26 protein-coding genes and 1 other annotated feature are annotated in these 26221 nt (G+C 38.6%); of the genes, 18 read left to right on the forward strand and 8 right to left on the reverse strand.

What is annotated here, in order from left to right; all coding sequences use genetic code 11:
* Positions 1 to 78: 78 nt before the first annotated feature.
* Positions 79 to 747, reverse strand: a complete 669-nt coding sequence (locus IGI52_RS18900) for an O-methyltransferase (RefSeq protein WP_016180389.1) — start codon at positions 745 to 747, stop codon at positions 79 to 81.
* The gene (locus tag IGI52_RS18905; protein WP_016180390.1) at positions 747 to 1394 is read right to left on the reverse strand and encodes a uracil-DNA glycosylase; all 648 of its coding nucleotides are present in this window, start codon (positions 1392 to 1394) and stop codon (positions 747 to 749) included. The genes IGI52_RS18900 and IGI52_RS18905 overlap by 1 nt, the downstream gene beginning before the upstream one ends.
* Positions 1395 to 1513: 119 nt before the next feature.
* Positions 1514 to 1585: a sequence feature (ribosomal protein L21 leader region), on the forward strand.
* A 20-nt stretch (positions 1586 to 1605) separates the two neighbouring features.
* On the opposite strand from IGI52_RS18905, the gene rplU reads away from it, so the two are divergent.
* Genes rplU through rpmA form a run of 3 tightly spaced genes read left to right on the forward strand, consistent with a single transcriptional unit; the run spans position 1606 to position 2588 of the window.
* Positions 1606 to 1914 (forward strand): 50S ribosomal protein L21, encoded by a 309-nt coding sequence (rplU, locus tag IGI52_RS18910; protein WP_010740661.1) that lies wholly within the window; start codon positions 1606 to 1608, stop codon positions 1912 to 1914.
* A gap of 17 nt (positions 1915 to 1931) precedes the next feature.
* Positions 1932 to 2282, forward strand: coding sequence for a ribosomal-processing cysteine protease Prp (locus IGI52_RS18915; RefSeq protein WP_016180391.1), 351 nt, complete (start codon positions 1932 to 1934; stop codon positions 2280 to 2282).
* Positions 2283 to 2294: 12 nt separating this feature from the next.
* On the forward strand, positions 2295 to 2588 hold the full coding sequence (gene rpmA, locus IGI52_RS18920) for a 50S ribosomal protein L27 (RefSeq protein ID WP_010745708.1): 294 nt from the start codon (positions 2295 to 2297) through the stop codon (positions 2586 to 2588).
* A 105-nt stretch (positions 2589 to 2693) separates the two neighbouring features.
* Here the strand turns inward: rpmA and IGI52_RS18925 are convergent, their stop codons facing one another.
* Positions 2694 to 3866, reverse strand: a complete 1173-nt coding sequence (locus tag IGI52_RS18925; protein ID WP_438782087.1) for a tyrosine-type recombinase/integrase — start codon at positions 3864 to 3866, stop codon at positions 2694 to 2696.
* Between the two features lie 148 nt (positions 3867 to 4014).
* A complete protein-coding gene (locus IGI52_RS18930) occupies positions 4015 to 4677 on the reverse strand; it encodes a helix-turn-helix domain-containing protein (protein WP_438782088.1) in 663 nt (220 codons plus the stop codon).
* A 317-nt stretch (positions 4678 to 4994) separates the two neighbouring features.
* Here IGI52_RS18930 and IGI52_RS18935 point away from each other — a divergent pair, with 317 nt between their 5' ends.
* The 3 genes from IGI52_RS18935 (at position 4995) to IGI52_RS18945 (ending at position 8376) form a co-directional block, all read left to right on the forward strand.
* A complete protein-coding gene (locus IGI52_RS18935) occupies positions 4995 to 6182 on the forward strand; it encodes an IS110 family transposase (RefSeq protein WP_438782089.1) in 1188 nt (395 codons plus the stop codon).
* A 300-nt stretch (positions 6183 to 6482) separates the two neighbouring features.
* Entirely contained in the window at positions 6483 to 6740 is a 258-nt protein-coding gene (locus IGI52_RS18940; protein WP_438782090.1) for a DNA-binding protein, read from the forward strand.
* A gap of 394 nt (positions 6741 to 7134) precedes the next feature.
* Positions 7135 to 8376 (forward strand): replication initiation factor domain-containing protein, encoded by a 1242-nt coding sequence (locus IGI52_RS18945; protein ID WP_438782091.1) that lies wholly within the window; start codon positions 7135 to 7137, stop codon positions 8374 to 8376.
* 587 nt (positions 8377 to 8963) lie between these two features.
* On the opposite strand, the gene istB is transcribed toward IGI52_RS18945, so the two are convergent.
* From istB to IGI52_RS18960, 3 genes are all read right to left on the reverse strand, one after another.
* Positions 8964 to 9749 carry an IS21-like element helper ATPase IstB gene (gene istB / locus IGI52_RS18950; protein ID WP_438782092.1) on the reverse strand — a complete coding sequence of 262 codons (786 nt, stop codon included), beginning with the start codon at positions 9747 to 9749 and terminating at the stop codon, positions 8964 to 8966.
* A 1-nt stretch (position 9750) separates the two neighbouring features.
* The gene (gene istA / locus IGI52_RS18955) at positions 9751 to 11331 is read right to left on the reverse strand and encodes an IS21 family transposase (protein WP_438782093.1); all 1581 of its coding nucleotides are present in this window, start codon (positions 11329 to 11331) and stop codon (positions 9751 to 9753) included.
* A 417-nt stretch (positions 11332 to 11748) separates the two neighbouring features.
* A complete protein-coding gene (locus tag IGI52_RS18960; protein ID WP_438782094.1) occupies positions 11749 to 12873 on the reverse strand; it encodes an IS4 family transposase in 1125 nt (374 codons plus the stop codon).
* A gap of 405 nt (positions 12874 to 13278) precedes the next feature.
* On the opposite strand from IGI52_RS18960, the gene IGI52_RS18965 reads away from it, so the two are divergent.
* The 11 genes from IGI52_RS18965 (at position 13279) to IGI52_RS19015 (ending at position 24714) form a co-directional block, all read left to right on the forward strand.
* Positions 13279 to 13563, forward strand: a complete 285-nt coding sequence (locus IGI52_RS18965) for a hypothetical protein (protein ID WP_438782095.1) — start codon at positions 13279 to 13281, stop codon at positions 13561 to 13563.
* A gap of 1338 nt (positions 13564 to 14901) precedes the next feature.
* Positions 14902 to 16008 (forward strand): tyrosine-type recombinase/integrase, encoded by a 1107-nt coding sequence (locus tag IGI52_RS18970; protein WP_438782096.1) that lies wholly within the window; start codon positions 14902 to 14904, stop codon positions 16006 to 16008.
* A gap of 362 nt (positions 16009 to 16370) precedes the next feature.
* Positions 16371 to 17144, forward strand: a complete 774-nt coding sequence (locus tag IGI52_RS18975) for a WxL domain-containing protein (protein WP_438782097.1) — start codon at positions 16371 to 16373, stop codon at positions 17142 to 17144.
* A 72-nt stretch (positions 17145 to 17216) separates the two neighbouring features.
* Positions 17217 to 18302 carry a DUF916 and DUF3324 domain-containing protein gene (locus IGI52_RS18980; protein WP_438782098.1) on the forward strand — a complete coding sequence of 362 codons (1086 nt, stop codon included), beginning with the start codon at positions 17217 to 17219 and terminating at the stop codon, positions 18300 to 18302.
* Positions 18292 to 18672: an LPXTG cell wall anchor domain-containing protein gene (locus IGI52_RS18985; RefSeq protein ID WP_438782099.1), complete on the forward strand. Its 381-nt coding sequence runs from the start codon at positions 18292 to 18294 to the stop codon at positions 18670 to 18672. Before IGI52_RS18980 ends, IGI52_RS18985 begins: the two co-directional genes overlap by 11 nt.
* Positions 18669 to 21257, forward strand: coding sequence for a WxL domain-containing protein (locus IGI52_RS18990; RefSeq protein ID WP_438782100.1), 2589 nt, complete (start codon positions 18669 to 18671; stop codon positions 21255 to 21257). Before IGI52_RS18985 ends, IGI52_RS18990 begins: the two co-directional genes overlap by 4 nt.
* Positions 21258 to 21282: 25 nt before the next feature.
* Positions 21283 to 21498: a hypothetical protein gene (locus tag IGI52_RS18995; protein ID WP_438782101.1), complete on the forward strand. Its 216-nt coding sequence runs from the start codon at positions 21283 to 21285 to the stop codon at positions 21496 to 21498.
* Between the two features lie 317 nt (positions 21499 to 21815).
* On the forward strand, positions 21816 to 22529 hold the full coding sequence (locus tag IGI52_RS19000; protein WP_438782102.1) for a helix-turn-helix domain-containing protein: 714 nt from the start codon (positions 21816 to 21818) through the stop codon (positions 22527 to 22529).
* A 159-nt stretch (positions 22530 to 22688) separates the two neighbouring features.
* Positions 22689 to 22901, forward strand: coding sequence for a hypothetical protein (locus IGI52_RS19005; RefSeq protein ID WP_438782103.1), 213 nt, complete (start codon positions 22689 to 22691; stop codon positions 22899 to 22901).
* A 57-nt stretch (positions 22902 to 22958) separates the two neighbouring features.
* Positions 22959 to 23405 carry a transposase family protein gene (locus IGI52_RS19010; protein ID WP_438782104.1) on the forward strand — a complete coding sequence of 149 codons (447 nt, stop codon included), beginning with the start codon at positions 22959 to 22961 and terminating at the stop codon, positions 23403 to 23405.
* Complete coding sequence (locus tag IGI52_RS19015; RefSeq protein WP_438782105.1) at positions 23374 to 24714, forward strand: ISL3 family transposase; 1341 nt, start codon at positions 23374 to 23376, stop codon at positions 24712 to 24714. The genes IGI52_RS19010 and IGI52_RS19015 overlap by 32 nt, the downstream gene beginning before the upstream one ends.
* A 257-nt stretch (positions 24715 to 24971) precedes the next feature.
* Here IGI52_RS19015 and IGI52_RS19020 read toward each other — a convergent pair whose 3' ends face one another.
* Entirely contained in the window at positions 24972 to 25199 is a 228-nt protein-coding gene (locus IGI52_RS19020) for a hypothetical protein (RefSeq protein ID WP_438782106.1), read from the reverse strand.
* 250 nt (positions 25200 to 25449) lie between these two features.
* Here IGI52_RS19020 and IGI52_RS19025 point away from each other — a divergent pair, with 250 nt between their 5' ends.
* Positions 25450 to 26067, forward strand: coding sequence for an IS982 family transposase (locus IGI52_RS19025; RefSeq protein ID WP_438782269.1), 618 nt, complete (start codon positions 25450 to 25452; stop codon positions 26065 to 26067).
* Positions 26068 to 26221: the final 154 nt, after the last annotated feature.

Below are 26221 nucleotides of genomic sequence, written 5' to 3' on the forward strand. Positions count from 1 at the left end.
CCTAGTGTACGCCGATTTTTCTCAGGTACAAGTAAAAAAGACGGAAATTCAAAAAAGATTCAAATTTCCGCCATACATCTATTTATTTTTAGAAATCAGTGCTACGCCATCACCTAAAGGTAGTAGGGTGGAAGTAAGCTCTGATGATTTAGTAATTTCCTCTAAGAATTCATTTAAATGCCGATGGATCGAACGATTTTTACGTGGAATCTCTTCGATCGGCTGCAGCACCGTGCCTGCTTGGAAAACATCATCTACCATCAACACCCCATCGTCTGATAATAAACGCAGACATTCCGGCAAGAAGGTGATGTATTTTGATTTCGCGCTATCCATGAAAATAAAATCGTAAGGACCTTCTAGACTGCTGAGTAAATCTGCCGCATCTCCTTCTAATAGAGTGACTTGATCAGTTAAACCAAGTTTTTCAAAATTTTTCTTTGCTTTTTCGATCATGACAGGGAAACGATCGATGGTCGTTATTTTTGCGTCTTCGCCAAGGGTTTCCGCCATCAAACTAGCTGAAAAACCAATAGCGGTACCAATCTCTAAGACATTTTTTGGCTGTTTTTGTTTTAATAAAAATTGCAGGAAGACTACCGTTTCATGTGGGATTACAGGTACGCCATTTTCATGAGCCAGTTCTTCTAATTCGCCTAGTGATCCAGTCAGTTGTTTTTGTTCTGTTCGCAGATAGTGCAGGATATCTTCATTAATAATTGGGCGGTACATCATTTCATTGCGCATTATATTTCCTCTTTCTCTAGTAGTTTTCCGATGTTTAACCAGTCGGTCGCTATTTTTTCTTTCAGTGAACGATTATAGAAAATCGCTGCCGGATGAAAAAGCGGGATGACTGTATATTCTTTTTTGGTTGGTTGATAGTTATTCTGTTCTCGGTTCAGCTCTAACACAGGACCATGGTAAATTTCCCCGTGTCGTTCGCTGATCTGCCACTTTGGTCCTAGTAAGCGCTGTAGTCCAATATTGCCTAAAGTCGCGATGATTTTTGGCTGAATTATTTCCAATTCATAATCCAGAATTGGTGCATGTGCTAGGATTTCTTTTTTATTTGGTGTTCGATTGGGATAAACAATTTCGTTTTCTTGTGTCCGTTTGTTTAAACGTTGCACGACTTTATAGGGACGACTTCTAACTGCGCTGGTGATATATGTGTTTTCTCGAGTAAGCCCGATTGACGCCATCACTTGGATTAATTCTTTTCCCGCTGCACCAGAAAAGGGAATGTGATTTACTACTTCTTTACGACCGGGGGCTTCACCAACCAACATCAACTTCGGGTGGAGCGGTCCTTGTCCGGCGATAAAGCCTTCAAGCTGAAATCCTTTTGAACGTTCTTCAACGAACGTGACCAAACTATTTGGATAGTCCATTTACTTCGCCTCACTTTGTCATCCTCCTAATAGTAGAAAAAACCAAGGCATGCGTCAATAATTAATCATTGACTTGACCTATCTTTTTTAGTAAACTATGAATGTTGTAATTGTGGAACTCACAGCTACAACCGCACAGAACAAGTTATTAAGAACTTCGGTCACTTGGGATGGCGAGTCTAAGTATTTATTATAAGGAGGTGCCACAAGCATGTACGCAATCATCAAAACTGGCGGTAAACAAATCAAAGTTGAAGAAGGTCAAGCAGTCTACATTGAAAAATTAGACGTTGAAGCTGGCGAAAAAGTTGTCTTCGACCAAGTAGTTTTAGTAGGCGGCGAATCTACGAAAGTAGGAGCTCCTATCGTTGAAGGTGCAACTGTTGAAGGAACTGTTGAAAAACACGGCAAACAAAAGAAAGTCGTTACTTTCAAATACAAACCTAAAAAACATTCACACCGTAAACAAGGTCATCGCCAACCTTACACTAAAGTTGTCATTGACTCAATCAAAGCATAAAAAAGAAGGTGCCTAAGTTGATCAAAGGTACATTCACTCGAAATCAAGCAGGACTAATCAGCGAATTTACTTTGACTGGTCATGCTGAAGCCGGTCCTTACGGTAGCGATATCGTTTGTTCCGCTGTTTCCGCATTAGCCATCAGCACAGTAAATAGCTTGGATGCATTAGCAGGTGTCACTCCGAATATCGAAACCAACGATGCTGAAGGTGGTTATCTTCATGTAGCGTTGAAGGAAGATGATTCCATGACACAAGAGCAGATGAATATCTCGCAAATTTTGCTGGAGCATTTATTATTAGGCTTGCAATCAATCGAAACTGAATATTTGGATTTCATTGAGATCCAAACAGAATCTAAATCATAGGAGGTGCAGCTCATGTTATTGAATATGAACTTACAATTATTCGCCCACAAAAAAGGTGGCGGGTCAACTTCTAACGGACGTGACTCAGAATCAAAACGTTTAGGTGCTAAACGTGCTGACGGTCAAACTGTTACTGGTGGATCAATTCTTTATCGCCAACGTGGTACTAAAATTTTCCCTGGTGTAAACGTAGGTATCGGTGGCGATGACACATTGTTTGCTAAAGTTGACGGCGTGGTACGTTTTGAACGTAAAGGTCGCGACAAAAAACAAGTGTCTGTATACCCAGTAGCTCAAGAAGCTTAAAGACTACACGCTCTATCCCTTGGGACACAAGGGATAGAGCTTTTTTGTTTGGTCAAACAAAAAATTGAATGCCATATTGAATGCCATTTATAATAACAAGCAAGGTTAGAAGTCGGCGAACTTCGCTAGTTTTTCTGCGGTCTCATTTTTTTGTTTTTCACTCAAATGAGTGTAGATAGTATTCGTGATTTCAAGAGAGGCATGTCCTAGTCGAACTTGTGCTTCCTTCATTGGCAAACCTGCTTCATACAACATAGAAGCGTGCGAATGTCGCCAACCATGTGTACCGATATTTGGTAGACCAACAAATTCAGCAATTCTTGAAGATCGCATGTACAAAGCCTGTCGGTTTGAATGATTCCCATCTAAGTCACAAAAAATAATATCAGATAGAGGAGTTCCATTTGCGAAATGAAGCTCCCGTTGATGTAATCGCCATTTCTTGAGAATCTGAAGCGTTTTATTATCCAGTGAGATAATTCTATTTGAGGATTTAGTCTTTGGCGCAGAAACGGCAAATCCTTCTCTGGTTTGAGACAGAGTCTTGTTTATAGTTAATTGTTTGCGGTCATAACCAAGATCCGAATATGTTAATGCGAGAGCTTCACCACCTCTGATTCCGGTGAATGCAAGTGTTCGATACAATACATAATCCCATTCAGCAAAGTAGCGGTAGAGTAGATTCTCCTGTTTAACCGACATATACCGTTTTTCAAGATGATTTAAAACCCTTTTTACTTCCTCGGTCGTATAAAACTTAACCTTTTTTTCTTTTCTAGTTCGTTTTACTTTCGGACGAATGACCTTCTCAAAAGGATTTCTCTCGATCAATTCAAGAGCGATAGCATAATCAAATATTTTAATGACATACTGATGAATGAGTTTATACACTTGTAGTTTATCTGCCCATTCGTTGACAGCCTTTTGAGCCATTAGAGGACTTATTTTTGATAACTGTATATCTCCAAATTTTGGAATTACATGTATCTTTATATATCTTTCAGTAGCTATGCTAGTTGATTCTTTTACTGTTCTCTTGTAATTCTCATACCAAAGTTCATAGATTTCTTTAAAGGTCGACGTATCCTGTTTAACTAGACCTGATTTTTCGAATTCTACCTGTAATCGTGCCAGTTCCCGTTGTGCCTCTTTCTGTGTTCTGAAATTTCTTCGTGTAGTTTTTGTTGATTTCCCAGTCACTGGATCAATACCAAGGTATGCTTGGAACTGCCATGCTTTTGTTCCGTCCTTTTTTTGATATTCTTTAAATGTTGCCATTTGCAAATCTCCTTTTATGTGTGGGGCACATAGGAAAAGAAATGAACTTCATCTATCTTTGTCAGAGGTCGAATCGTTCCCAAGAAATAGTTGGCAACGATTCAACCTTCTTTTTTTCACTCGTAATTCTCTCTAAAAGAATGGTGGGTTATATGTTCTTTTTACTCTCGAGAATAACTTTTATTTGATGGTAGGTCTTGTCAATTTTGTCAAAAGGAATCGCATCAATCGTTGTTGACGTAACAACATTGTGATTTTCATCAAAAATCGGATCACCCTCTTGATAGGTTACTTGTGGGAAGCAGAACCGTTGGATGTATTGGATCTTTTCTACTAACGTGTCCACGGAATCAAACGGTAGGGAATCGTATATGGTATTAAGAAACACAAAGTTTCCTTTCTCATCAAAAAGAGCTGCGCCCTCCTCATTGGTAGCGTGTGGCCGGTCAACGAAAAATTCTTCTAAGCACTTCGCATTTTTTATCAATTTCTCTATAGATTCATCAATATCTTTTAACGTTCGTTCCGCTTGGAAAATTTGGCGAACACGCTCATCGTACTCATCAATTCGATCAAGTACCTTAGGTACATCTGAGACGGCGACTTCTTTTAAGCTCCCAAATAATTGAATGGGGGAAGCCTTCAGAAAGGAAGCAATTCGCTCAAGACTTTCGAATGTGGGGTATCTCCTTCCGCGTTCGATATTCGAGATCGTTTGCTTCTTTAATCCGACCTTATCTGCCAACTCTTCTTGCGATAGTCCTTTTTCTTTTCTGAGTCTGGTAAGATTGGATCCGAAATTTTCTATCATTTAATTCACCTTGTATATTAGAGTTAGGGTTTTAACCTTCCGGTTTTATCTGGATAACCCTATAAACCATTGTTATTTTAATTTGGTATTAACTCATTAATTTTGAGATAATATATTTATTGGATTGAGAGGGAAAACCGTATTCACCTTGGGTCTTTGAACCTGTACTTGGAGACTGGTACCTCTCTCTGATAAGCGGATCACGTATGAGTTAGATGTTGAAAGTCTTTACTTTACTCCGTATCTCGTACAAGGTAGTGAGGCTTTTCAGTTGAGTGGATTTCAATCCAAAATACTTTTTTAGAAAGGTCAAATCCATGTACTTCTTAGGAATTGATATCGGTAAGCGAACTCACGTAGCTTCTCTAATGAGTGAAGAAGGAAAAGTGATCCTAAAAGGTTTTTCTTTCACTAACACTACGGAAGGAGCTGACTCACTGATTGAACAACTTTCAAAATATTCAAAGACTCCAGCTGACTTTGTTGTCGGAATGGAAGCTACAGGGCATTATTGGCTCTCTATCTTTTCATACCTTCACGAATCAGACTTTTTGATTCACGTTGTGAATCCTCTTCAAACCGATGGCTGGCGAAAAGGAACAGAAATCAGAAAACGGAAAAATGATATTATTGATTCTGTTTTGATCGCTGATTTAATGCGCTATGGTTCCTTTGTAGAAACAGTATTGTCTGATGAAAATGTTTTTTCTTTGAAACAACTTTCTCGCTACCGAACCTATCTAGTAAGCACCGCAAGCGACTTTAAACGAAAAATCATAGCTATCCTAGATCAAGTATTTCCCGAATATGCGTCAATTTTTACTAAACAAGGTATTTTTGGGAAAGCTTCTAAAGAGTTATTGCTTGAGTTTAGTTCCCCTTTAGAGCTAGAAGAAATCTCGGCGGAAACATTGGCGCAATACTTAGCTGAGTTAAGCAGAAACCGAATAAAGCCAGAGAAAGCAGATCAATTGAAGCAAGCAGCTTCTAACTCCTTTGGAGTGAAATTTGCACAAGAAGCTTTTACCTTTCAATTGCGTTCCATGATTGAACAATTGAAATTCATCGAAAGCCAAGTAAAGGAGACTGAAAAAGAAATCAAGCGCATAATGAGCGATTTAGACTCTCTTATTCTCACAATCCCTGGAATCGGTCCTATAAATGGCGCGACTATTCTTGGTGAAATTGGAGATATTCACAAATTTTCTAATCCGAAAAAACTGGTTGCTTATGCTGGCATAGACGCTTCTGTGTCTCAATCGGGGCAGTATGAAGCACTACATAATGTTATGAGCAAGCGTGGTTCTCCTTACTTGCGAAAAGCCTTATTTTCCGCTGCTTTGGTTGCTTCTCAATGTGATCCGGTTTTTAGTGCGTTTTATCAGAAAAAAATTTCTGAGGGAAAGCATCATCTGACTGCCTTAGGTGCTGTTTCTCGAAAACTTTGTTATGTGATTCATGCTATTTTGACTAAAAATGAGCCTTATAAGATTGTTTCCGATTAACCATTGAATAGTCAAAAAAAACTGATAAGGAAAGGTCTATTTGTTGTACACTTTTTTGGGGAATTATTTGTTATGAAATATTTTTTTGATTGTCTCTAATTTTTACTTGACTCTATATAGTTAGTCTCTTCTAGTATCATAGCTTCTAATTTCGAATAAATCAAGCCTGTTGATATTCTTTTAAGCTTGAAAAAATTCATAAAACGGTTATTGACTTCTTTTTTTGTGTGAGTTATAATCGTATTATAGAATATATATATCTTTTGCAGAATGCAAATAGCTCTAAAAGAAGTCTTGGGTATGACGTCAATTGATGAAACACTGATTGAGTGGCAGAAAGAAAATTTCAACTCTGTTTACCAAACAATGAAAGAGGCATTGGATGAAGCGAAAGAGGAAAAAGATGTAGTGAAGCAAAAGTATTGTGCCGATCATTTTGGAGTAAGTGTGAACACGTTGAAATCGTGGGTTCAGTTTGGTTGTCCGGAAATACGCTTGGATTCAGGAATGGTTCTTTATAGTAAGCAAGGGGTTCGACACTGGCTCTTGCAGTATTAACAATAAATCGTGGTGGGGCACAGAAGAAGCAGTGAAGGAAACGAGGCAACAAGGAACACTGACGCTCGTGGCGTGTGCACATGCCCTGGCGTCAGCCAGAAGGGCGTTGTGCACACGCACACGGCAAAGTGTGCGTGGTGGTTTTTGGACAGGCGCTTGCGCCTGTCCAAAAACCTTTACCCCCCAATATCTAATAGGGGGGGGAGAATTAAAATAACGAATAGAAAAAAAGATGCACAAGGTTGAAATAAAGCAGTTTATCGAAGATGAACAGTTGTGCGGGTAGAGGCGATTAAAAAGTAGCACAAAAAGGAAAAACCACTTATAGCAATCGTTCAAGCGTAATTTTCTTTTTTTCGGAAATTTAAAAATTGTTATTTTAAGGAGGGATCGTGTGGAAGCGAAAGAATTACGAGCCTATCGATATAAATTGGGGGTTCCTTATGGAAAAAAGAAACAAGTAAAACCTGTCTCGCAACAGAAATTTGCGGATATCTTAAACATTTCTTTGTCTTACTATGAAAAGATGGAACGCGGAAAACGAGCAATCCCTGCCCGTGTGAAAGAAACCTTAGATACGTATTTTCGAGTGACTGTGAAAGAAGGCGCCAATATGTGGGTGATGATTGATTATTTACGCTTGTCCTTCTTTGATGCGACACCGAAGGAAATTATCACACGTGTCTTGGGTTTGAACGAAGCAGCCTTTGAAACCAGACCTACCGGTCTGTACCTGTTTGATCAGGTCTCTGTGTGTGGCAATATTTGGGTGTTCTGGCATGCAAAGGATACATTTGGCAATGTCCTTGTGCAATTTTCAGGACAAGGCTGCCGAGAATATGAGCGACGATTGGTAGAGGAGAAGACGGATTGGCAGGGATTTCTGTTGGACATTTGGCGAGATCAGGGGAAGTTAGAAAGTGGTTATAGTCGTGTTCAATGCAGTCGAATCGACCTTGCGATTGATGAGGTATGGGAGCGAGAAGACTATGAGTATTTTGATCTCTTTAGCATTTTAAAGAAATACCCGGCAGGGTTGGTCGAGGATCGGTTTAGGACCTTTAATAACTATTGTAGCTACGTGACAGAAGAGGGGAACTCTCAGAGTAAGGGGATGTCACTTTATTTTGGTTCGAGAAAATCGCCGCTTTACTTCAATTTTTATGAGAAACGCTTTGAATTGGCGCGAAAGGAACAGATCTCCGTGAATGACGCGCTGGTGGAACATCAAATTTACAATCGTTATGAAATTCGTTGTAGTGGTGTGAAAGCAGATGAAGTCATCCACCACGTGATTTCCGGAAAAAATTTGGGAGAAATAGCGATGGGTATTATTAATAGCAAAATGATCGTGTATGATTTGTTGGATGACGAGACAAAAATTGTCAATGCCCGTTGGGCAAAGATGTTTCGAAGTGTGGGCGAGTTAACGTTCCATATGAAAGCAAAAAAATTCTCGCTTGAACGAGCGGAACGATGGTTTGAGACACAGGTGGCTCCCACCCTAAAACTGTTACAGCTAAAGGACGAGATAGAAGGGAAGGATCGTGTGGTGCGAACGATTAAAGAAGCCGAGTTAAGCGTTGATCAGCAAAAGTTTATAGAGTCTTTCAAAACGACAGAGCTAGATGCATAGAGGAAAATGATCCATTTAAACAAGGGTTCGAAATTTCAACGGAGGACTTCGGAAAATCATTTGTCTTAATGGTTGGCGTTGATTTTAGTGCGAATCTTGACTCGAATAAACCAGTGAAAAAACGTTGAGTATTTCTATGTGGCGGTTCGGTTAGAGTTAGCAAAGCCTAGCTAGTTGTGCTAATGAAGTCAATAGCTTTAACAGAGCAGTAGGTGATTTTAGTTAAAAACCATGATCATTCGCTTTTTTGGAGCGGAGATCACTTAGTGTATACAATTTTCTTGTTAAGAGAATCATTCAAATTTTAAACTACTTATGAACACGATCCATTTAGCAATGTCCGTTGACAATGTTTGGCGTTTTTTTTACTAGAAATAAGCATTAAGTATGTAAAAATGGGATTAAAAAGATCAACGGACGTGGATGATTCGAACCAAATATGGTGCCAATTTAGGAGTTCAGCAAAGCACTGTTATGGCCGCATCCGTATATTTGTCACCGTCAAGTGGAAATGAGCCATTTTCGCTCATTAATTTTGAGCCACTTGACAGAACTTTGCTCACTTAGTTTGAGCCATTTTTGCTCATTTAAATTGAGCCACTTGCTTTCCTAAGTGTTTTTTTATTAAAAATCCCTTCTCGATGCCGTAGTCGATAACTATCTCCTGATAACTGAATGATTTCCGCGTGTTGAACAATTCGATCTAAAATAGCACCAGTAATTATTTCGTCTCCAATTAGTTGCCCCCAATCCGTGGGATTTTTATTTGAGGTCAAAATGATCGACGTTTGCTCGTAAATCTCATTGATAAGATGGAAAAATAGATTGGCTTCTGTTTTGTCCATTGCCATAAACATCAAATCATCAATAATCAATAGATCGCATTTTTTTATTCTTTTTATTTTAGCTAGAGAGCGATTTGTAAACTCCATTGTTTTTAATAAATGAACTATTTCTCCAGCCGTTACGAAAACTACATTATAGCCTTCTTGAACGGCCTTTATCCCGAGACCTATGGATAAAAATGTTTTTCCTGTTCCTGTTGGTCCTAAAAGGACCAAATTATAATTCTGATCAACCCAGGTCAATTCGATCAGTTTTTGAAAATCTTTTTTGTTTAAAGAGGGCTGTTCAGTAAGATCGAAATCACACAACTCGCGATAATAGGGGAAACTGGCTAGTTTTAATTTCCGCTCTTTGTTTTTTCTTTCTCGCTGCTGAATCTCATTTTCTAATAAGTGTTGGAGAAATTCTAACGGTGTTGAGTCTTTTTCTATTGATTGATTCCATAATTCAGGCAAAGCTTTGGCACTTTCCGCACATTGGATTCTAGTTAACAACGTTGCTACATCTTTGAGTTTATGCTTACTCATCTCATTTTCCACCGCCTAATAAATGAGTATAATTTTCTAGTCCTCGAATTTCTGGCTTAATGCCTAGTAATTTTTGTTTCGTCTCATCAGATACTGCAGGTAAAGAATGCGTTTCAATCTTTTTTACAGCCGTTTTTATTTCTAGTTGTCGCGTCCGGCGTTTTACTATATCGCGGAGTCCTGTTGCTGAAATTATAGAAGATTTTATGCATTGCTCTAAAGCATCGTCTAACATTTCTGTTGGATACTCATTGAACAGTGATTCTATCAATCCTACTTGATCCCGCGCATAACGAGGGAACTTTTGATGGATTTTATTTAAATATGTCTGTGCCTTTTGTTGATCATTAAATTGACTGCCAACTCTTTGAATTAACTGCGCTACGCTAGCACTCATATCTCTGCCATGTCTTCGTTTCTTGATTAAATGACCGCGTTCATGACACAGTTGGTGTGTAGCTAGGTGTTCCCCTGTCTCTGGATCGCAAATTTTTAGCGTATCTTCTATTTTTGATACTGAAACGACGACTTTTTTTAGTCTCGTATACGTACCTAAGGGTACAGAATAACGGTTTGTTTGATATTTGACTGTATTATCCTTATGTACCGCTCTTATTGCTGGGTCGGAGGTAGATAGTTTTCCGCTTGTAGTTGTCATTGATCGGACTGGAATCAAATAGCGTCGTTCTTCTTTAAATACTTCGGAAGGTATCTTCTTTGTTGTATTGTGTACCTTGCCATTTCCTTTTCGCCGTAGCCAAGAAAGTGCTTGCTCATTCCAGTTATCCAACGTCGTATAGCGTCGATTTTTGGCGAAATTATGCTTTATGAAACCAATCACATTTTCAATACGACCTTTAGATTCTGGATCTCTGGATCTGCACGCATGGACTTGAAATTTTTGTGTTTGTCTGTAAGTTTCAAATTTAGCTGTAAAAATAATTTCACCATAATTCTCGTTCACGAACATAGCACGATCTTGGTCATAAACAATCGTTCGTGGCTTTCCGCCAAAAAAATCAAATGCACGTTCATGAGCCTCAATTACATCGGCACAAGAGTACGGATGATCCCACCATTCCATATACTTGTAGCGAGAATGAGAAAGAACGAATGAAATCACATAAAGTTTCACCTGTTTTCCAGTTTCTGTCGGAACCATTATTTGACCAAAATCGATTTGGGCTTGCTCGCCCATTGGTGGATCTTGAATCGCTTCATATTCACGTTGGTGAATCTTCTTAGGAATTTGAAATTCTTCTCTTAGTTCTTTGACATATCGTCTCAACGTACTTTCTGCGATTCCTAGAAATCCACGTTCTTCAAGCCAGTCATGGATTTGTGAAGAAGATAAATCAGGATATTTTCTTAACCAATCTAGAATTCTATTTTGATGTACATCAAGTTTGTGACCGCGCTCTTGAGTGGAAGATAACCAAGTCGTAAAAGTCTCTATATCCTGAGATAGGTATTTCTTAACAGTATTTCTAGAAACTTTGAGTCGTTTGGCGATAACTCTTTGGGAAAAGCCTGCGGCTTCAAGTTCTTTCATTTTTGAATAAAGCATGATTTTTTTCTCCACCTTTGTTCCTCCGATAAAATAAAATGATGTTATTTATTTTATCGAATAAAATTTTTGGTGGCTCAAATTTATTGAGCAAAAGTGGCTCAAAATTAATGAGCAGAAATGGCTCACTTTATTTTAGCAGTCACAATATTCAATATGATTGCGAGAAAGTAGTTGGAGGAACGCAGAAGGGGATACTATTGGAAATGCGAAAAATTTGGGAAGGCATTTTCTATGAAAATGGGCATTATGTTTTTTTAATTAAGTTGTTTTGACTCACTAGTGTTGCACAAATATCGTCAGAATAATCTGACAAATCATTTACTCTAAAAATTTCCAAAAAGTCGAATGCTGACGCAGAGGATGACTTTTTTTCCAGAAATTTTTATGGTTATTCAAATTAATTCAAGAGTGACACCAACTTTTTCATTCTCAGCCATCTGGTCGATGCTTGGCAACCCAACATTCAGCGGGCTCAAACATCAAATAATGAAACGAGCGCTTTAGCTGAAAAAGTGTAGCGGTTGTTTTGAGTTTGAGCTTCACCAAAAAGGTAAGAAGAGTGGCGATCAACGTAAGAATCACTTGATTGATGGCCCCTTGTTCGCTTTGCGAATAAAGCCGCTTGATTGTCAGGTTTTGCTTCAAATGTTTAAAGAAAAGCTCAATGTGCCAGCGTGCTTGGTACATATCTGCGACTTCATTTGGCGAAACATCAAAACGATTCGTGACCAATCGCAAAAGCTTTTGTCCTTTTGTCAGGATCGTGACCAGCCTAAAACGTTCCGTGATATGGTTGACACCTCCGCCAAGAATCACTTGTTGGGCGCTAATGATCTGCCCATCAGATGTCTTGGGGTGATCGACTTCTATTTGACTTAAAACGTTTACTCTCGTATTCGATTTTGTTCTGGTCACAAAGAAGTAGCCGTCGTTGTTTAAGCGATCCAGCAGCTTGTAATCAAAATAGCCGCGATCCATCACATAAGTTGCTTCGGTCTTATCTACCAAACATTCGAATTGATTTCGGTCATGTTCTTCGGCATTTGTGAGGGTGAAGCTTTCCGGATATTGATGATCCTTATCGAGATAACAGAGATTTAGGTGAAGCTTAATGCCAGATTTTGTTTTCCGGAACTTCGCCCACGGGAATAACGTCTTGTTTAACGGAATCGTGGTCGAGTCAATCAATTGTAAACTGGATGTTTTGGCGCTCGGTTTTTGCTTGGCAATTTGATGAACCAGTTGGGCAAAAATATTCATCAAAATAGAGGTATTGATCTTTGGCAACTTGCGGGAAAGCGAACTGTGACACAAAGAATCCAATCCGATTTCTTTGCACAGTCGCGGGTCCATAAAGGCGCGATCGATCTCTCGAAAGCTGGGCATTTCTTCATAAACGGCGTGAAGCAACACGCTTAGGGAGGTATGAAAATCAAGTTTTTTACTATAACAATCAAATTTGATGACACTGTTTCTGGTTTCTTCTGATAAACGAGTCAAATTAATGGAAGAAATCCATTCCTGAAATGACGTTTTTGAGTTATACTTATCCATGCTGTAGTCCTTTTTATTGGTCTTGGATAAGTCATCCTCGATTAGTATAAAGGACTTTTTTGTGTCTGGATAGCTATAAATCATGGATTTATCTAGGTTGAGAATCTTTGCAACACTAGTGGTTTTGACAGTATGCAAATTAGATATCATTATTTCGCGCACTCTGTTGAGTCATTGATCCACAATACACACACATACAAAGACGATACTCGTTTCTAGTAGCTGCAGCAACTAGACAGCTTCACAATTGAGTATCGTTTTTTTTGATACTCAATTTTTCGATCAACGTTTGATATCTTGTTGGCACCTCTTAACGGTTTATTGTTAGGAAATCTGTAGTTGTTAGAAAGGCTAAAATCATGCTAGAATCTGATTCAAGTAGCTACCAACGGAAGAAGGTTTGAAATGAAAGCTGGTGAAATGTTAAATAGTCTAACTGCGAATCCTTTTCATGAAGAGTACATAGGCATTTATACGCAATTAGGTGGAAAACTCGTTCCATTGATTGCTGCAAAGCCTGATGATGAAGGAAACCTCATCTTTTTTGGCCAGAACAGAAAGCCTCCAATGAGTGTGAAAACCTTGTTTACGATCTTGCTGTTACACAAGAATAAAAGTATTTTCTGCTGGAACAACCATAAAATTGAGATATACAGTTATCGGATTGATCATGGGAAAATTATCGTATAAAAAAAGACCAACTAAGGTGTCTGGTCTTAGCAGCTGGTCTAAACAGAAATGTTAGCAAATGAAACTAACTTTTTTTATTATATCTCATTTATCTATCTTGTCAAATGCAAAAAAAGACTGACTATCAGGCATAGTCAGTCACGGTCAAAAACTTCAGTTATCTCTTGGTGCTACCAATCGATATTAGAAATATAACATATTAGTATGATTATGCAACCCTTTTTTTATACATACAATCGCTGATGTAGGGGAGTAACTGTGCAAGCAATTGTCAATTGAAGATTATATGACGACTGACACTTTTTGATTTAAGTGGCGTTTGTCTAAATTGTTGGCGACTCTTCTAGTGATTACTGTTGGCATTAACTACTACTGGAATATGAAGCAACAAATGATTATTTCGTTACGAGAAATGTCAAGTACATCAAAAAGAGAAAATAAAAGAAGAATTTGATTTTTGAGACAGAGTATCTGGTATATTCCTATTTAAGGGGACATGGTAGTGAAGGACAGGCCGAAATAGCTCTTATCAATTTCTAAGAACTTGATGCTCATCTATAGCAATAAGTAAAAAGTAGAAGAGGATTATACTGGAAGGAGAAGTCACCATGGGGAAAGAAATGATAATTCCAAAAAACGATGTATTAATTGTCACAGAGTTATGAAACAACAAGTCATTGGATTAAAACATTGCAAATGCGGAGTAAGTTGGGGTAAAGAGATGGGCTATTTTCAGCGAACAACTGAAATGAGTTTTGCATTGAAACGTCAAAAAATAAAGAAATCAAAACATTCAATGAAGAATAAACAAATTCCGGTTATTCGCGAAGAAGATTGGTAGTTGAAAAGATAATAGAAAAATAGATCGCATATAAAGACTGTCATAAAAGAGAAAACAAAAGATTATCTTGTCAAATTTAGTGAATTATTTAGAAAATTGAATAAAAAGTAAATCCTTCATTCCTTTAGCAATCAAAAAAAGGAGTGAGGGATTATTTGTTGAAATAGGATTTATTTGATAAAACTAAGTCTGTATTTTTTTATTAAAAAGGCTAATTGAAATTATGGTTAATTTTATGTGATTTATTACGTGGTTTGTTCAAAAACACGAAAGGAAGTTCATTAAAAAATCAATATTTCGACAAAAAACTGAATTGATTTGACTTAATTATAAAATGTAATGAAAGATTAATCAATAACTTTATTAATATTTCTAAAAAAATATTTATAAGTGAGAATTAGTACTGACTTCGTTACGAAAAAAGATTAAATAGGACGGCCGCATTTTATTGTATGTCATTATTCATCGTCAAATAAGCCGTCAGGAAGGAAGTAATTATGCGTAGAGGAGAAAATATTTACAAACGAAAAGATGGTCGTTGGGAGGGACGCTATAAAAAGGGTTACAAAGCGAATGGTCAGCTCGTGTACGGTTATGTCTACGAGAAAAGTTACCATGAAGTCAGAAAAAAGTTGTATCCATTGAAGGTTTATCATCAAAGTCATCAAGAAAAATATGGGAAAGGGTGCATTTCTTTAAGAGAATGGGGATGTGCGTGGTTACAAGAGATTCAGGGAGAAATCAAGCCTTCCACTTTTAGCTCGTATTGTTACAAGCTAGAAAACTATGTTTTCTCATTTATTGGGGAGTATTATTTGAATGAGTTGACACTTGATATGGGAAAGAAACTACTCAATTCTTGGGTAGAGAAGGGGCTGTCTTTTTCCACGATGCAGGTTGTTTTGCGCCTTCTTTGTCAATGTTTGACTATCGCAAAAGAAAGGGACTATATAAAGGATCATCCGTTTCACCAGGTTCGGCTACCAAAAAAACGTAAGCAATCCATTCGTGCATTAAGTAAAAAAGAACAACAGACAATTGAAAAAGTTGCTTTAAATGAGAAAAATGATACAGGGCTACCTACGTATTTAGCGTTGCATACGGGGCTTCGTATTGGAGAAATTAGCGCTTTGCGGTGGGAAGATATCGACTTTGAACAGGGGATGATCCGCGTTAGTCATACGTATCAGCGAGTTCCTATGGCATTGGACGGGAAGAAGACACAACTACTTCTGGGGTCTACTAAAACAGAAGCGGGGGCACGATTGGTGCCTATGAGTCGGTCGCTAAAGAAGTTATTGGTCAAGCATAAACAAATGTCGAGTCATTCATTTGTCTTTTCCACGAATGGGAAACCGATGGAACCACGTTTACTGACCCATCACTTTCATCGAATCCGTAAGAAGTGTGGATTGGAAAATGTCCATTTTCATCAACTACGCCACACGTTTGCGACTCGTTGCTTAGAAGCCCAGAATGATATTCTATCCGTGAGTGCCTTGTTGGGGCATACATCCACTCAATTAACACTGGATACCTATGCAGACTCAATGATGGAACAACGAATCGCAGTCATTATCCAGATGGAACGAGCCATTGTGTGAGTAATAATCTATCTAATCAAATGGAATAAAACGTTTTCAAAAAAAGGTTTTTCCAAATTTGAGCCCCCTTTTTTTATTCAAAACAAAAAAAGCGCTTACTAAGCGATGCTTGAAAACTATCGTTCCTTTTTCAGTGCTTTCCAAAATGTTTCCTTCGTTTCAATAAACTCTTTTTCTATTCGCCGTCAATGTCCGTCAAAAGATTCCTGTGAGGGCTGATTTTACAATGGTCAGCTAGGTTCACATGTTTTTGAACAAACTAAGAAGCAGGAAGGGAAAGAAAGTTCTTCCTCATTTTAATATCAAAAGTACAGAATGTACATTTTAGATATAAAAAATTATAAATTAAGGAGAGAAAAGAGATGAACAAGAAAAAATTATCAGCAGCACTATTAGGTACAGCAATGATGGGTGGCTTGTTATTCCAAGCAACACCAACGTCAGCAGCAACTTATAGTGGTCAATCGACAGGATCAGTATCCTTTAAGTCTGGAACATTGGTTACACCACCAACTGATCCTGATATTGATCCAGGACAAACAGGAGGTTCTTTTGGACTATTGTATGTACCCAAAGAATTCAACTTTGCGGAAACTGCTGTACCAACATCAACAGTGGTAGGGAACACGACAATCGCAATTGATACGGACTGGGAAGGAAATCCAGCAACAGATACTGGTGGCGCTGCGGGATCAAATACGGCTACGAAACGTTTCGCCGTAGGTGATGTGCGTGGTACGCGTGCAGCTGGTTGGAAATTAGAAGCGAAACTTACTACTGATTTGACAGATTCAGGTTCAAGTAAAAGTTTAACTGGAGCGACCATTACAATGACTCAAGGAATTAACGAATTGGATCCAACAAGTGCTTGGGCCGCTACAGCAACTACAGCAGGGGCTGGCGCACATACACCGGACACCGTTCCAGCGGCAGTGACGTTGAGTACGACTTCAGCAGTTGTTATGAGCGCATCCGCAGAATCAGCACTGAACGCTGCCGACGGTCGAGGAGAAGGGTATTGGCAAGGAGAATTCACAAATATCAACTTGAATGTCCCAGCAACACCTATGAATGCAGTTGTGGCAGGTGAACAATACGAAGGAACCATTGACTGGACATTAACAGACGCAATTTAATCGAAAACGAGTGAAAGAAAGGTTGGAGATGCGGGAGTGCCTCCAGTCTTTCTTCTTTAAAAGGAGCGAATTATGAAACGAACCCCCCCTATAATAGGTGGATTCATCCTAACTTTCCTACTGATCCTTTTTCCAATTGTCAGTTTTGCGGAGGAAACAAAAGGATCTCAGGGAATCACAGAAAATGAAAAACGAGCAGGCTTTACCGTTCAATCAGTCTTACCAGAAAATCAAGTGAATGATCGGATCAGCTATTACCATTTGTTGGTTCAACCGGAACAAAAACAGACAATTGAGGTAAAGATTCTAAATAATTCGGCTGAAAAGCAAAGCTACAAGGTGGAAGTTATCCGTGCTGCAACCAATAAAAATGGGTTAATCACGTATGATGAGCGGGAGAAACCAGCAGATGAGAGTATGCGTATCCCGATTACCGATGTGGCGAAACCGAAATCTAAGGAAGTGACCGTGGATAAATTCTCTGAGGGAAAAGCGGAGATTGATCTTCATCTACCTTCAGAATCATTTAGTGGCATTCTCCTTGGTGGTATCCGGATTTCTTTAAAATCGGACAAGGATGAGAAGGCCGATCAGGGCATGTCCGTAAAAAATACGTATGGTTATGCGATTGGATTGCTTTTAATTGAAAACGAAAGTACCCCTGTTTATGGTGAAACGGAATTAACGTTGAAGTCGGTGAAACCAGAAATTGACTATGGTAGTAAAATTTTGGAAGCAGCGATTCAAAATTCGCATCCTGAAGCAATGAAAGACTTAACCATTGAAGGGAAAATCCTTCCCAAAGGGAAGAAGCAGGCGGTAGCAGAGAAAAAAATGGAAAAAGTGAAAATTGCGCCTAATTCTACATTACCCTTTCAAATTGATTGGGGGATGCAAGAAGTTTCTGCGGGGGAATATACGTTTAAAGGAAAAGTGAAAGCCGAATCAGGTAAGGAATGGCACTTTGAAAAGAATTTTACGATCACTCGAGCTGTGGCTAAAAAGATGAATAAAGAAACGGCCTTCCAAGTGATGGTTCCTGATTGGTGGGTACATGCGTTTTGGTCGGTATCCATTGTGACAGGCGGTTGTCTTCTTTGGTTAAGCCTTCGCTTGATTAGAAGAACAAAGAAAGGGAGGAAATCTGATGAAACGTAAATTGACAATCATTTGTTTGACCGTCCTACTAGGGTTAGGTCTGAGGACAAATGTATCTGCCCAGAGTTTCAATGGGGAAACAGAAGTAGGCGTGACGTTTGTCGAAAGTACAACAGAACCAAGTACTTCGACGACATCAACAACGGAGCCGAGTAGTTCAACAAAATCCACCTCGGACAGACCTGGGATACCAAAAGCAAGCGGAGGAACAGGGACGACACCTCAACAAGGAACGTTAACAACCACATCTGGAAAGGCGCTACCACAAACGGGAGAAGTGATAAAAATGGGTGTAAGTATTGTGGGAGTGATTCTACTACTTTCTGTGTTAGCTCTACAAGTGAAGAAGAGTGGGGGGCGGAAGGTATGAGTCAAAGGATGAAGAAAATGATCTATGTGGTATGGATATGTTTAATTGGAGTAGGGCTAATGGAATTTCCAATGGAAGTTTTTGCAGCTACTGTGAGCGTGCCATCGTCATCACTTATGACACGCAGTTGGCCATTAGTGGTTGATTTTGATGTGAAAATGTATGATGGAAATGTAGCACCAGTATTGACGCCATACTTTGGCTATACGTATGGAACTGCAATAGTAAATGATGGTGGCTCAAATAAGATGCCATCAAACCCAAACTTTCATCATTCCTCCTATTTTGCATCTAATTGGGTTACAGTTTCTAAAGATGGAGGTGATCTTTATAAATACTATCAAGGAATAGCATCAAATTTTGCTGTGAAAGTTGGGTTTACTGGTTCCTATGATAATGGCGGTGGAGGAAATTCGCCAAATTTTGCAGGAATAACGTCGTATTCTTCTCAAGTAAGAGGATATCTATTCTACTTTCAAAATGTACCAGATTATATACGAGAAATGAGCCTAAATTCATCAAAGATTGGATATATCAGTCAATATAATTATGAGTTTTGGAATCATAGCGGATTAGTATCTAATGACAATAAGAATTACTCAAATCCTACGCTAACATATACAGGACCAGGGACTTTCACTTTTACTGGAGAAACTCTAATGACAGCTAACGAAAGCCATTCGAATCCTTACTACAAAACAGTTCCGTTTGCTGTTTTAATGGGGCAACCAGTGCATACAGCTAATCCAGGATCACCTCACTTGTACTGGGGGAAGGGGACAAATAGTACGGATCCCAATACACGTACAACTTTTTTCTTAAAACCGTATGAAATTAAAGAAACGATTGTGGATGATACTGGAAATACACGAACGGATGTTCCTAGTGGGTACACACAAGGATTGACTACGGATGCAGGGGCAGAACAAGTGACTCATAACCTGCAAAATTTACCAGCAAGCTATGTTGATGGTTCAGGTACGACACTCTACTATCAAGGGTGGTATCGAGGCGCTACGAAACCAGGGACGCTAAATGATCCAAATACACCACCCACGCAAGCAAGTATTGATTATACAACGAAAACCTCAATTGCTGATAGAGATCAATTAGGCGATTTAAAATTTGTATATGGTCTGCCTAAAAACTTTACGCTAAAAGAAAAATACGTGGATGGCACAGATAGTCAATTGAATAGCGGTGCATGGGATACCTCACAAGCCGCAACTCAAGGATCAACTTTTACAGGATCACCTGCAGCAACCAAGACGGATACAACTGGGACACAGTGGGAGTACGATGGCTGGAAAAATGGGCTGAGCGGAACGGTCAACAATGCTTCTGTACCGGTCAGTGTGGCAAATATTCAAGGGAATGAAGACATCTACTATATCTATAAGAAAACGACACGGACAATTACTCAAAAATGGGTGGATCAAGCAGATGGATCGACACTCATTTCCGTTGCAAGCAATCCTAAAACTACCACAATGGATGATAACGATAGCTTGCTATTTACACCTGCGGCATCAATCACAGATACATCTGGGAATACTTGGGATTATACTGGATGGGAAAATGTGACCGATGCACCAGGTACTATCAATCCAACAAGTACACTTGTAATGCTCAATAATGTCAAAGGAAACAAAGAGTTCCGTTATCGGTATGCACCACGAAATACTACAGCGTCATTGGATTTGAATCCAACGCCGCAAGTAACAGCTAATGGCGGGACTGTTTCATGGACGTCGCGTTTGACCAATACAGGTGCGTCAGCAATGAACAATCTGACACTAAAAGCTACTACCGCGTGGGCAAACGGCTTGTCTCAACCGACACAAGTAACAGTCACGCCTGCTGTTGGACCGTCACAGACTTTTGTAGTGAATTCTGGAGATTGGGCAACGGGAGTGACGCTAACTGGGGTTAACATTCCAAGTGGTACAAATAATTATGCTGATATTACCTTCACGAATACAGCCACCGGGGCAGTGAATCAGGTTCTTCCAGCAGAAATTGAAGTTTCTGGAAATATGGCTTCTTCGGTTAAAGCGGATAATTTTGTCCGGATCGACGATCCGGATGAACCCAATATGCAACCAGGTGGGACTGCCGGATTGATTAATATTCCGAACTTCAAGTTTGGACAAGTTGATGTTCGTCCGTTTGCACAAACTAAGGGTCTAGACGCAGCAAGCTATCAAGCAAGCTATGCACCATATATTCGTCTATTGGATCAAGAAAGTACTGCAGGCTGGTCGTTGACTGCAAAATTAGGTCAATTTACCAGTGGCGTAAAAACATTGCCAACGGCGACGACGATTACCTTGAAAAATGGGGATCTGAAAGAAGTTCAAAATTACAATAAGCACAACGAGACTTTGAACAGTATTGGTTCCGTTGGAACGAAGGTCATTCCATCTGATGGCACAACAGTAGCATTGACAAATGGTGGGACACAAGGAGCGTATCAACTGGATTATGCCTTCAACGATGTAGAATTGGATCTATTAGCTCATACAGGGATAGCTGGTCTGTCATATACAGCCACGATGGATTGGATATTGACCACTGCACCATAAAGGAAGAAGGAGTGAGAGAAGAACCATGTACAATTATGTCTGGCTATCGGCTGGAGCGGGTGTGTTTGCGCTCGTCTTTGCGATCTTTTTCTTAGTCAAAGATTTGGCCTATTGTGAGCAAACTCAGCGAAGGAAGCTGACGTATCTGCTCACTGATTGGGGAATGTTTGTCTTAACCGCTGTTTGGGTTGTGTTAAGTATCAGTTTGTATATGATCATTCAGCAACAACTAACGAATTAACAATGACCGCTCGAAACTTCGAGCGGTTTATACATATCAGCTAAGAAATGATGTGAAAAATACGGGGGAATGAATCGAATATTGCTCAACGAGAACTACTTATACACAAAATGATTTAAAAGGCACCTGTAAAAATTGAACTATGAAATGTTATTATCTGTATCTGTTTTGAAAAATGTCAATGAGGCTGAAGAGTCTTTTCGTCGTTTGTTTTTAAGCTGATGTTACCGAAGTAACGCAGTACAGAGCCTAAGTGTGCAATCCCTTAGGGCTCATGTGGGAGCTCCCCATAAATAAAATTAGAAGAAGGAATTGAAATGAGTCAAATTATTTTGTTTACCAATAACCCATTGAATGAATCCATTTTTGAAGAACGCTTGAGGCAACTCGGACATGAAGTCTTTACAACAAAAGGGATGCTTGAGCGGTGCCTGTTAAAAGAGGACATCCAGCAGTTCATCTGTATGTTTCATCAAATCATCCTGAGTGAGACATTGGCGAATGCCGAAGTCAAGGAATTAGTTCAGAAATTGAAGCGTTATTCACTTCCGATTTTTCGAATCACTGATGGACAATTAGAGGAAGCCGAACTAGAAGAATGGCGAGAACTTGGTGTGAGTGAATGGTTTGAAAGTCAGCCCTCGATCGAAACGTTGCGAGAAAAACTCTGTAGCTATAAAGTCAAAGAACAAGGAAACGTTGTTTTTTTGACAACTAATGAAAAGAAACGAGCATTGTCTAGTTTGACTCTGAGTAATGGAGAAGAAAAGTTGTTCTATCTGCTCTATGAACAGCGAGGTCAAACCATTCCACGGGATGAACTTTGTTTGCGTTTGTGGAATCGAAGCCAAAGCAATTCTACCATGTCGCAATTGTCAGTGATGGTTAAACATTTAAAGGACAAACTTTATCGACAAGACATTACTGGCCCCATTATTGAAACCTGTTGGGGACAAGGGTATCGTTTGCATGAAACTGTCTATGAACAAGTATTTTTTGATGTGGAAGAAAGAAAGTATGGCAATGACTAAGCTCTTGTTCATATCCTGCCTGTACTTTTGAAATGACTATAGAGTGCTTAGAAAAAAATAAACGAACGTAGGAAACTGTTATAAACTACTGAACAACTTATTGATCCAACGGTTTCAAAAATGGATGTCCCTCTTATTTATTTAGTAGGAGGGATTTTTATGCTCAAAGATGATGAGAAGGAACAAATCTATCAATTGATGCGAGAGATTAGCGCAGAAAGGTTGTCTTGTCTTGATCAGAAAGAAGCTGATCTATCAGAAAATGGAGAAGCCGCGTTATATACGCTAGAAAGAGAAAAAAATACTCAACAAAACTATTTGTTTAGTAAGAAGCAAAGGTTCTTTCCAATTTCATGGGATTCGATATACTAAATGTAGTATAATTTAATTGTTGGTAGTTACTGTTACATGATAAGGAGGCGTATTTCTTTGGAAGAATTACTTTTATCATTGGACGTTAATTTACATGTTGATGACTGTCAAATAACAAAAGAGAAAATTACCTTTGATGTTTCTTCCATTTTTACCTCGGCAAAGTGCCCCATATGTCGCTGCAAATCCACCAATATTCATGATTCTTATACTACTAAAATTCAAGATCTACCGATTCAAAGTAAGACAGTCTATTTAAATTTACTTATACGAAGATTCAAGTGTCAAAATCCTGACTGTTCTAAAAAAACATTTTCTGAGACGTTCCCTTTTAGGGAACGAAATGCACGAAAAACAACACGATTGATGAAACTAATTGTTGATTTAGCAGAAAGTCGGAGTTCTGTAGGTATGACTAAAGACCTTGAAGAAATGGGAATCATAGTAAGGAAGAGTAGTCTATGTAATTATCTTGGGCAAAAAAAAAATTCACGTAGATTATGATGTAGCTGAGATATGCATTGATGATTTCGCTCTGAAGAAACGCCAACGTTATGGCACAATTATGGTAGATATCAAAACTGGGAAAATTGTTGACCTGCTGGAATCTCGTGAAAAAGAGGATGTGATCGAATGGCTTAAAAAATTCAAATGTGTTGAGCTGGTGTCACGTGATGGTTCTCGTACATACTCTGCAGCGATTAAGAAAGCATTCCCTCATGCAATACAAGTCACCGATAGATTTCATTTGGTTGCTCGTCTTTGTGAACTCGCTCAAACATTCATGCGCCACTCTTTCCCGCCAAGGATTCCAATCGAGATTTCCAATGAAAAATATGAAAAATTTGAAGATTTTCTTCTATATGCTTCACGAAGAGATAAAATTGTTTATGTAAAACGGCTGCATACCGACGGTATGACACAGCAAGAAATTCGAATGAAAACAGGCTTCGGCCTTAAAACTATTTCCAAGTATATAAAAATGAAGGAGAAGGAAATTCCGGAAGATAAAGCAATATTTTGGGAACGACATCATAATGAGCTAATGGAAGAAAAACAACAACAAATTGATGAAGTGAGAGCCCTTGCCAAAAAAGGAGTTGCCCTTTCCGAAATAACTGATATTACAGGATACACGCCTCAAACAATTGTAAGATATTTAGGAAAAGATGCTTCTTCTCTCAGCGGACAATATGGGATCGATCGTCCTGGTAAATTAGAAAAATATCGCAAAGAAGTGCTTGCACTTCGTAAAGAAAGAAAAACATACTCAGAGATTTTTCAAATTATTTCTGAAAAAGGATATACCGGAACAGTAGATGCTATTCGAGGATATATGTCCCGGCAACGTCGTCTTCATAAACATTTTAAAGAAGAGTATCAAGGGAAATCCATTGAAATATTGGAACGAAAATGGTTAATTAAACTATTCTATTTACCGATTGAGAAAGTTCCCGTCATTGATAGTGAGTTATTGGAATTAGTTTTTAATCAGCATCCAAAATACAAACAACTCTATGAATTAGTTTGGAGATTTCGTGATGGTTTAAAAAAACAAGATCTAGAGTCTTTTAAAAGCTGGATGTCTTCTGTAAAAGAAAATTTTGATGATGTCTCTCTATTAAAGTTTGTGGGTAGTCTCTTAAATGATTTCCTAGCAGTCAAATATGCGATTACTCATAAATATAACAATGGTTTAGCTGAAGGTAGCGTAAATAAGATAAAGACCATAAAGAAACAGATGTATGGACGGTGCAGTTTCAATTTATTACGAAAAAAAGTTTTATCATTGGAAAATCGTCGAATCCCATGAAATTGGAAAGAAACTCCTTTCGGCCAGTCCATTTGATAGTTTTGGATAGATCAGGGCATTTTCTATGGCATCTTTGTCTCGTTCCAGTCCATTGACGAATTTATTTAATTCCGAGTTTCTCAGTTCCCTAACTTGTTGAAGCCATTGATCCAACTGCTCAAAGCTGCAATCAGACAAAATTTTTCGAAATTTCTGAACGAATTGGATAATAGTGACCAACAAAGGAGTGTTTTCAAGGACCGTTTTTGACACATTATCTAATTGACACAGTTCAAAGAATGTTCAAAAATAAGCCGATTGATTGGCCTTTTATGTACTTTGGTTCGTGACACATCAGTGTCTGTTTTAGCTAGGACTTGCTTGTAACTTCTTTGAAAGGTTTCGAAAGTACGGTCATGACCAGATTCGACCAAAATTTCGTAGACTTGCTTTAGCGTTGAGCAGACCGTCATTGCTTCAACCAACAGTTCTTTATACTGATCCAATCGGGTAAGTCTCTCTTTTCTCTGATGGTCATCCAATGTATTGATTGAACGGTCACAATACCGTTTGACTGTTCTGGGATCCAGAGAAAAATATCGACCAATTTTAGCGAATTACCACCATAGTCAGGAAAGAACCATTTAGCAATGTCCGTTGACATATATCGCTCCGTACGGAGCGTTTTAGCATTAGAACATTTTCCTGATCGATCAAGATTTACTCGATTATGTGTCAACCTAACTAACCACAGCTATTAAACTCATTCGTTACCGTTTTGTGATTGAACATGCCAATCCTAAAGATCAACTTTTTGCAATTATTGACAGCTTTCCTAGCCCATTGTGTAAACCCGTAAGAAATCGAAGAGCAAAAGTTTTGTCTGAAGTAGCTGATATCGGCTACAACTCAACCAAAAAGTTATATTTTTACGGATTGAAGATTAGTGTTATGGTTACCAAAACGGGCTTTCCCTTAACTTACACAGTCACTAAAGCTTCAATTCATGATGTGAATATGGCTGAAACACTTGCCTTTGATTGTCCTATTGAAAAACTATTGGGCGATAAGGGCTACGTTAGCTCAGACATGCAAGAAAGACTGTTGAATAAAGGTATAGAACTATCTACTCCAGTAAAAAAGAATGCCAAAAATAACAATAAACTTAACGATTCATTATTATCTGAACACCGCAAGGTGATTGAAACGGTGTTTTCTAGTTGGGAAAATTTTGGGATTCAGAATTTTAAAAGTAGGTCATTATTAGGATTTGAAAGTCGATTAGAAAGCATTTTGCTTGTCTACTGTTTAATGCTTTCTAAGGCACAAGAACGTTATGGAGAAACGTTAAAATACTCTTTGGGGCGTTTCTAAAATCAATTAGCACCACGGGTAAAAGTAATATTATGATAAAGGAGAAAGTAAAATGGAGTTGAGTGAAAAGTTGATATAAAAAATAGAAATAAATTCTCTTCACTTAAAATATAATGAAAGTGACACGTGGATTTTGCGAATATATAATATAAAG

This window comes from Enterococcus sp. DIV0187 (assembly GCF_051713785.1).
In the GTDB taxonomy this organism is placed as follows: Bacteria; Bacillota; Bacilli; order Lactobacillales; family Enterococcaceae; genus Enterococcus_A; species Enterococcus_A avium.

Coding starts and splice junctions, on each gene's coding strand:
- IGI52_RS18970 (WP_438782096.1), top strand. CDS start 14,902: ATGCGTAGAGGAGAAAATATTTACAAACGAAAAGATGGTCGTTGGGAG.
- IGI52_RS18960 (WP_438782094.1), bottom strand. CDS start 12,873: ATGGATAAGTATAACTCAAAAACGTCATTTCAGGAATGGATTTCTTCC.
- IGI52_RS18965 (WP_438782095.1), top strand. CDS start 13,279: ATGAAAGCTGGTGAAATGTTAAATAGTCTAACTGCGAATCCTTTTCAT.
- IGI52_RS18980 (WP_438782098.1), top strand. CDS start 17,217: ATGAAACGAACCCCCCCTATAATAGGTGGATTCATCCTAACTTTCCTA.
- IGI52_RS18940 (WP_438782090.1), top strand. CDS start 6,483: ATGACGTCAATTGATGAAACACTGATTGAGTGGCAGAAAGAAAATTTC.
- IGI52_RS18925 (WP_438782087.1), bottom strand. CDS start 3,866: ATGGCAACATTTAAAGAATATCAAAAAAAGGACGGAACAAAAGCATGG.
- istB (WP_438782092.1), bottom strand. CDS start 9,749: ATGAGTAAGCATAAACTCAAAGATGTAGCAACGTTGTTAACTAGAATC.
- IGI52_RS18990 (WP_438782100.1), top strand. CDS start 18,669: ATGAGTCAAAGGATGAAGAAAATGATCTATGTGGTATGGATATGTTTA.
- IGI52_RS18995 (WP_438782101.1), top strand. CDS start 21,283: ATGTACAATTATGTCTGGCTATCGGCTGGAGCGGGTGTGTTTGCGCTC.
- IGI52_RS18900 (WP_016180389.1), bottom strand. CDS start 747: ATGCGCAATGAAATGATGTACCGCCCAATTATTAATGAAGATATCCTG.
- IGI52_RS18935 (WP_438782089.1), top strand. CDS start 4,995: ATGTACTTCTTAGGAATTGATATCGGTAAGCGAACTCACGTAGCTTCT.
- IGI52_RS19005 (WP_438782103.1), top strand. CDS start 22,689: ATGCTCAAAGATGATGAGAAGGAACAAATCTATCAATTGATGCGAGAG.
- IGI52_RS18930 (WP_438782088.1), bottom strand. CDS start 4,677: ATGATAGAAAATTTCGGATCCAATCTTACCAGACTCAGAAAAGAAAAA.
- rpmA (WP_010745708.1), top strand. CDS start 2,295: ATGTTATTGAATATGAACTTACAATTATTCGCCCACAAAAAAGGTGGC.
- IGI52_RS18985 (WP_438782099.1), top strand. CDS start 18,292: ATGAAACGTAAATTGACAATCATTTGTTTGACCGTCCTACTAGGGTTA.
- IGI52_RS18975 (WP_438782097.1), top strand. CDS start 16,371: ATGAACAAGAAAAAATTATCAGCAGCACTATTAGGTACAGCAATGATG.
- IGI52_RS19000 (WP_438782102.1), top strand. CDS start 21,816: ATGAGTCAAATTATTTTGTTTACCAATAACCCATTGAATGAATCCATT.
- rplU (WP_010740661.1), top strand. CDS start 1,606: ATGTACGCAATCATCAAAACTGGCGGTAAACAAATCAAAGTTGAAGAA.
- IGI52_RS18905 (WP_016180390.1), bottom strand. CDS start 1,394: ATGGACTATCCAAATAGTTTGGTCACGTTCGTTGAAGAACGTTCAAAA.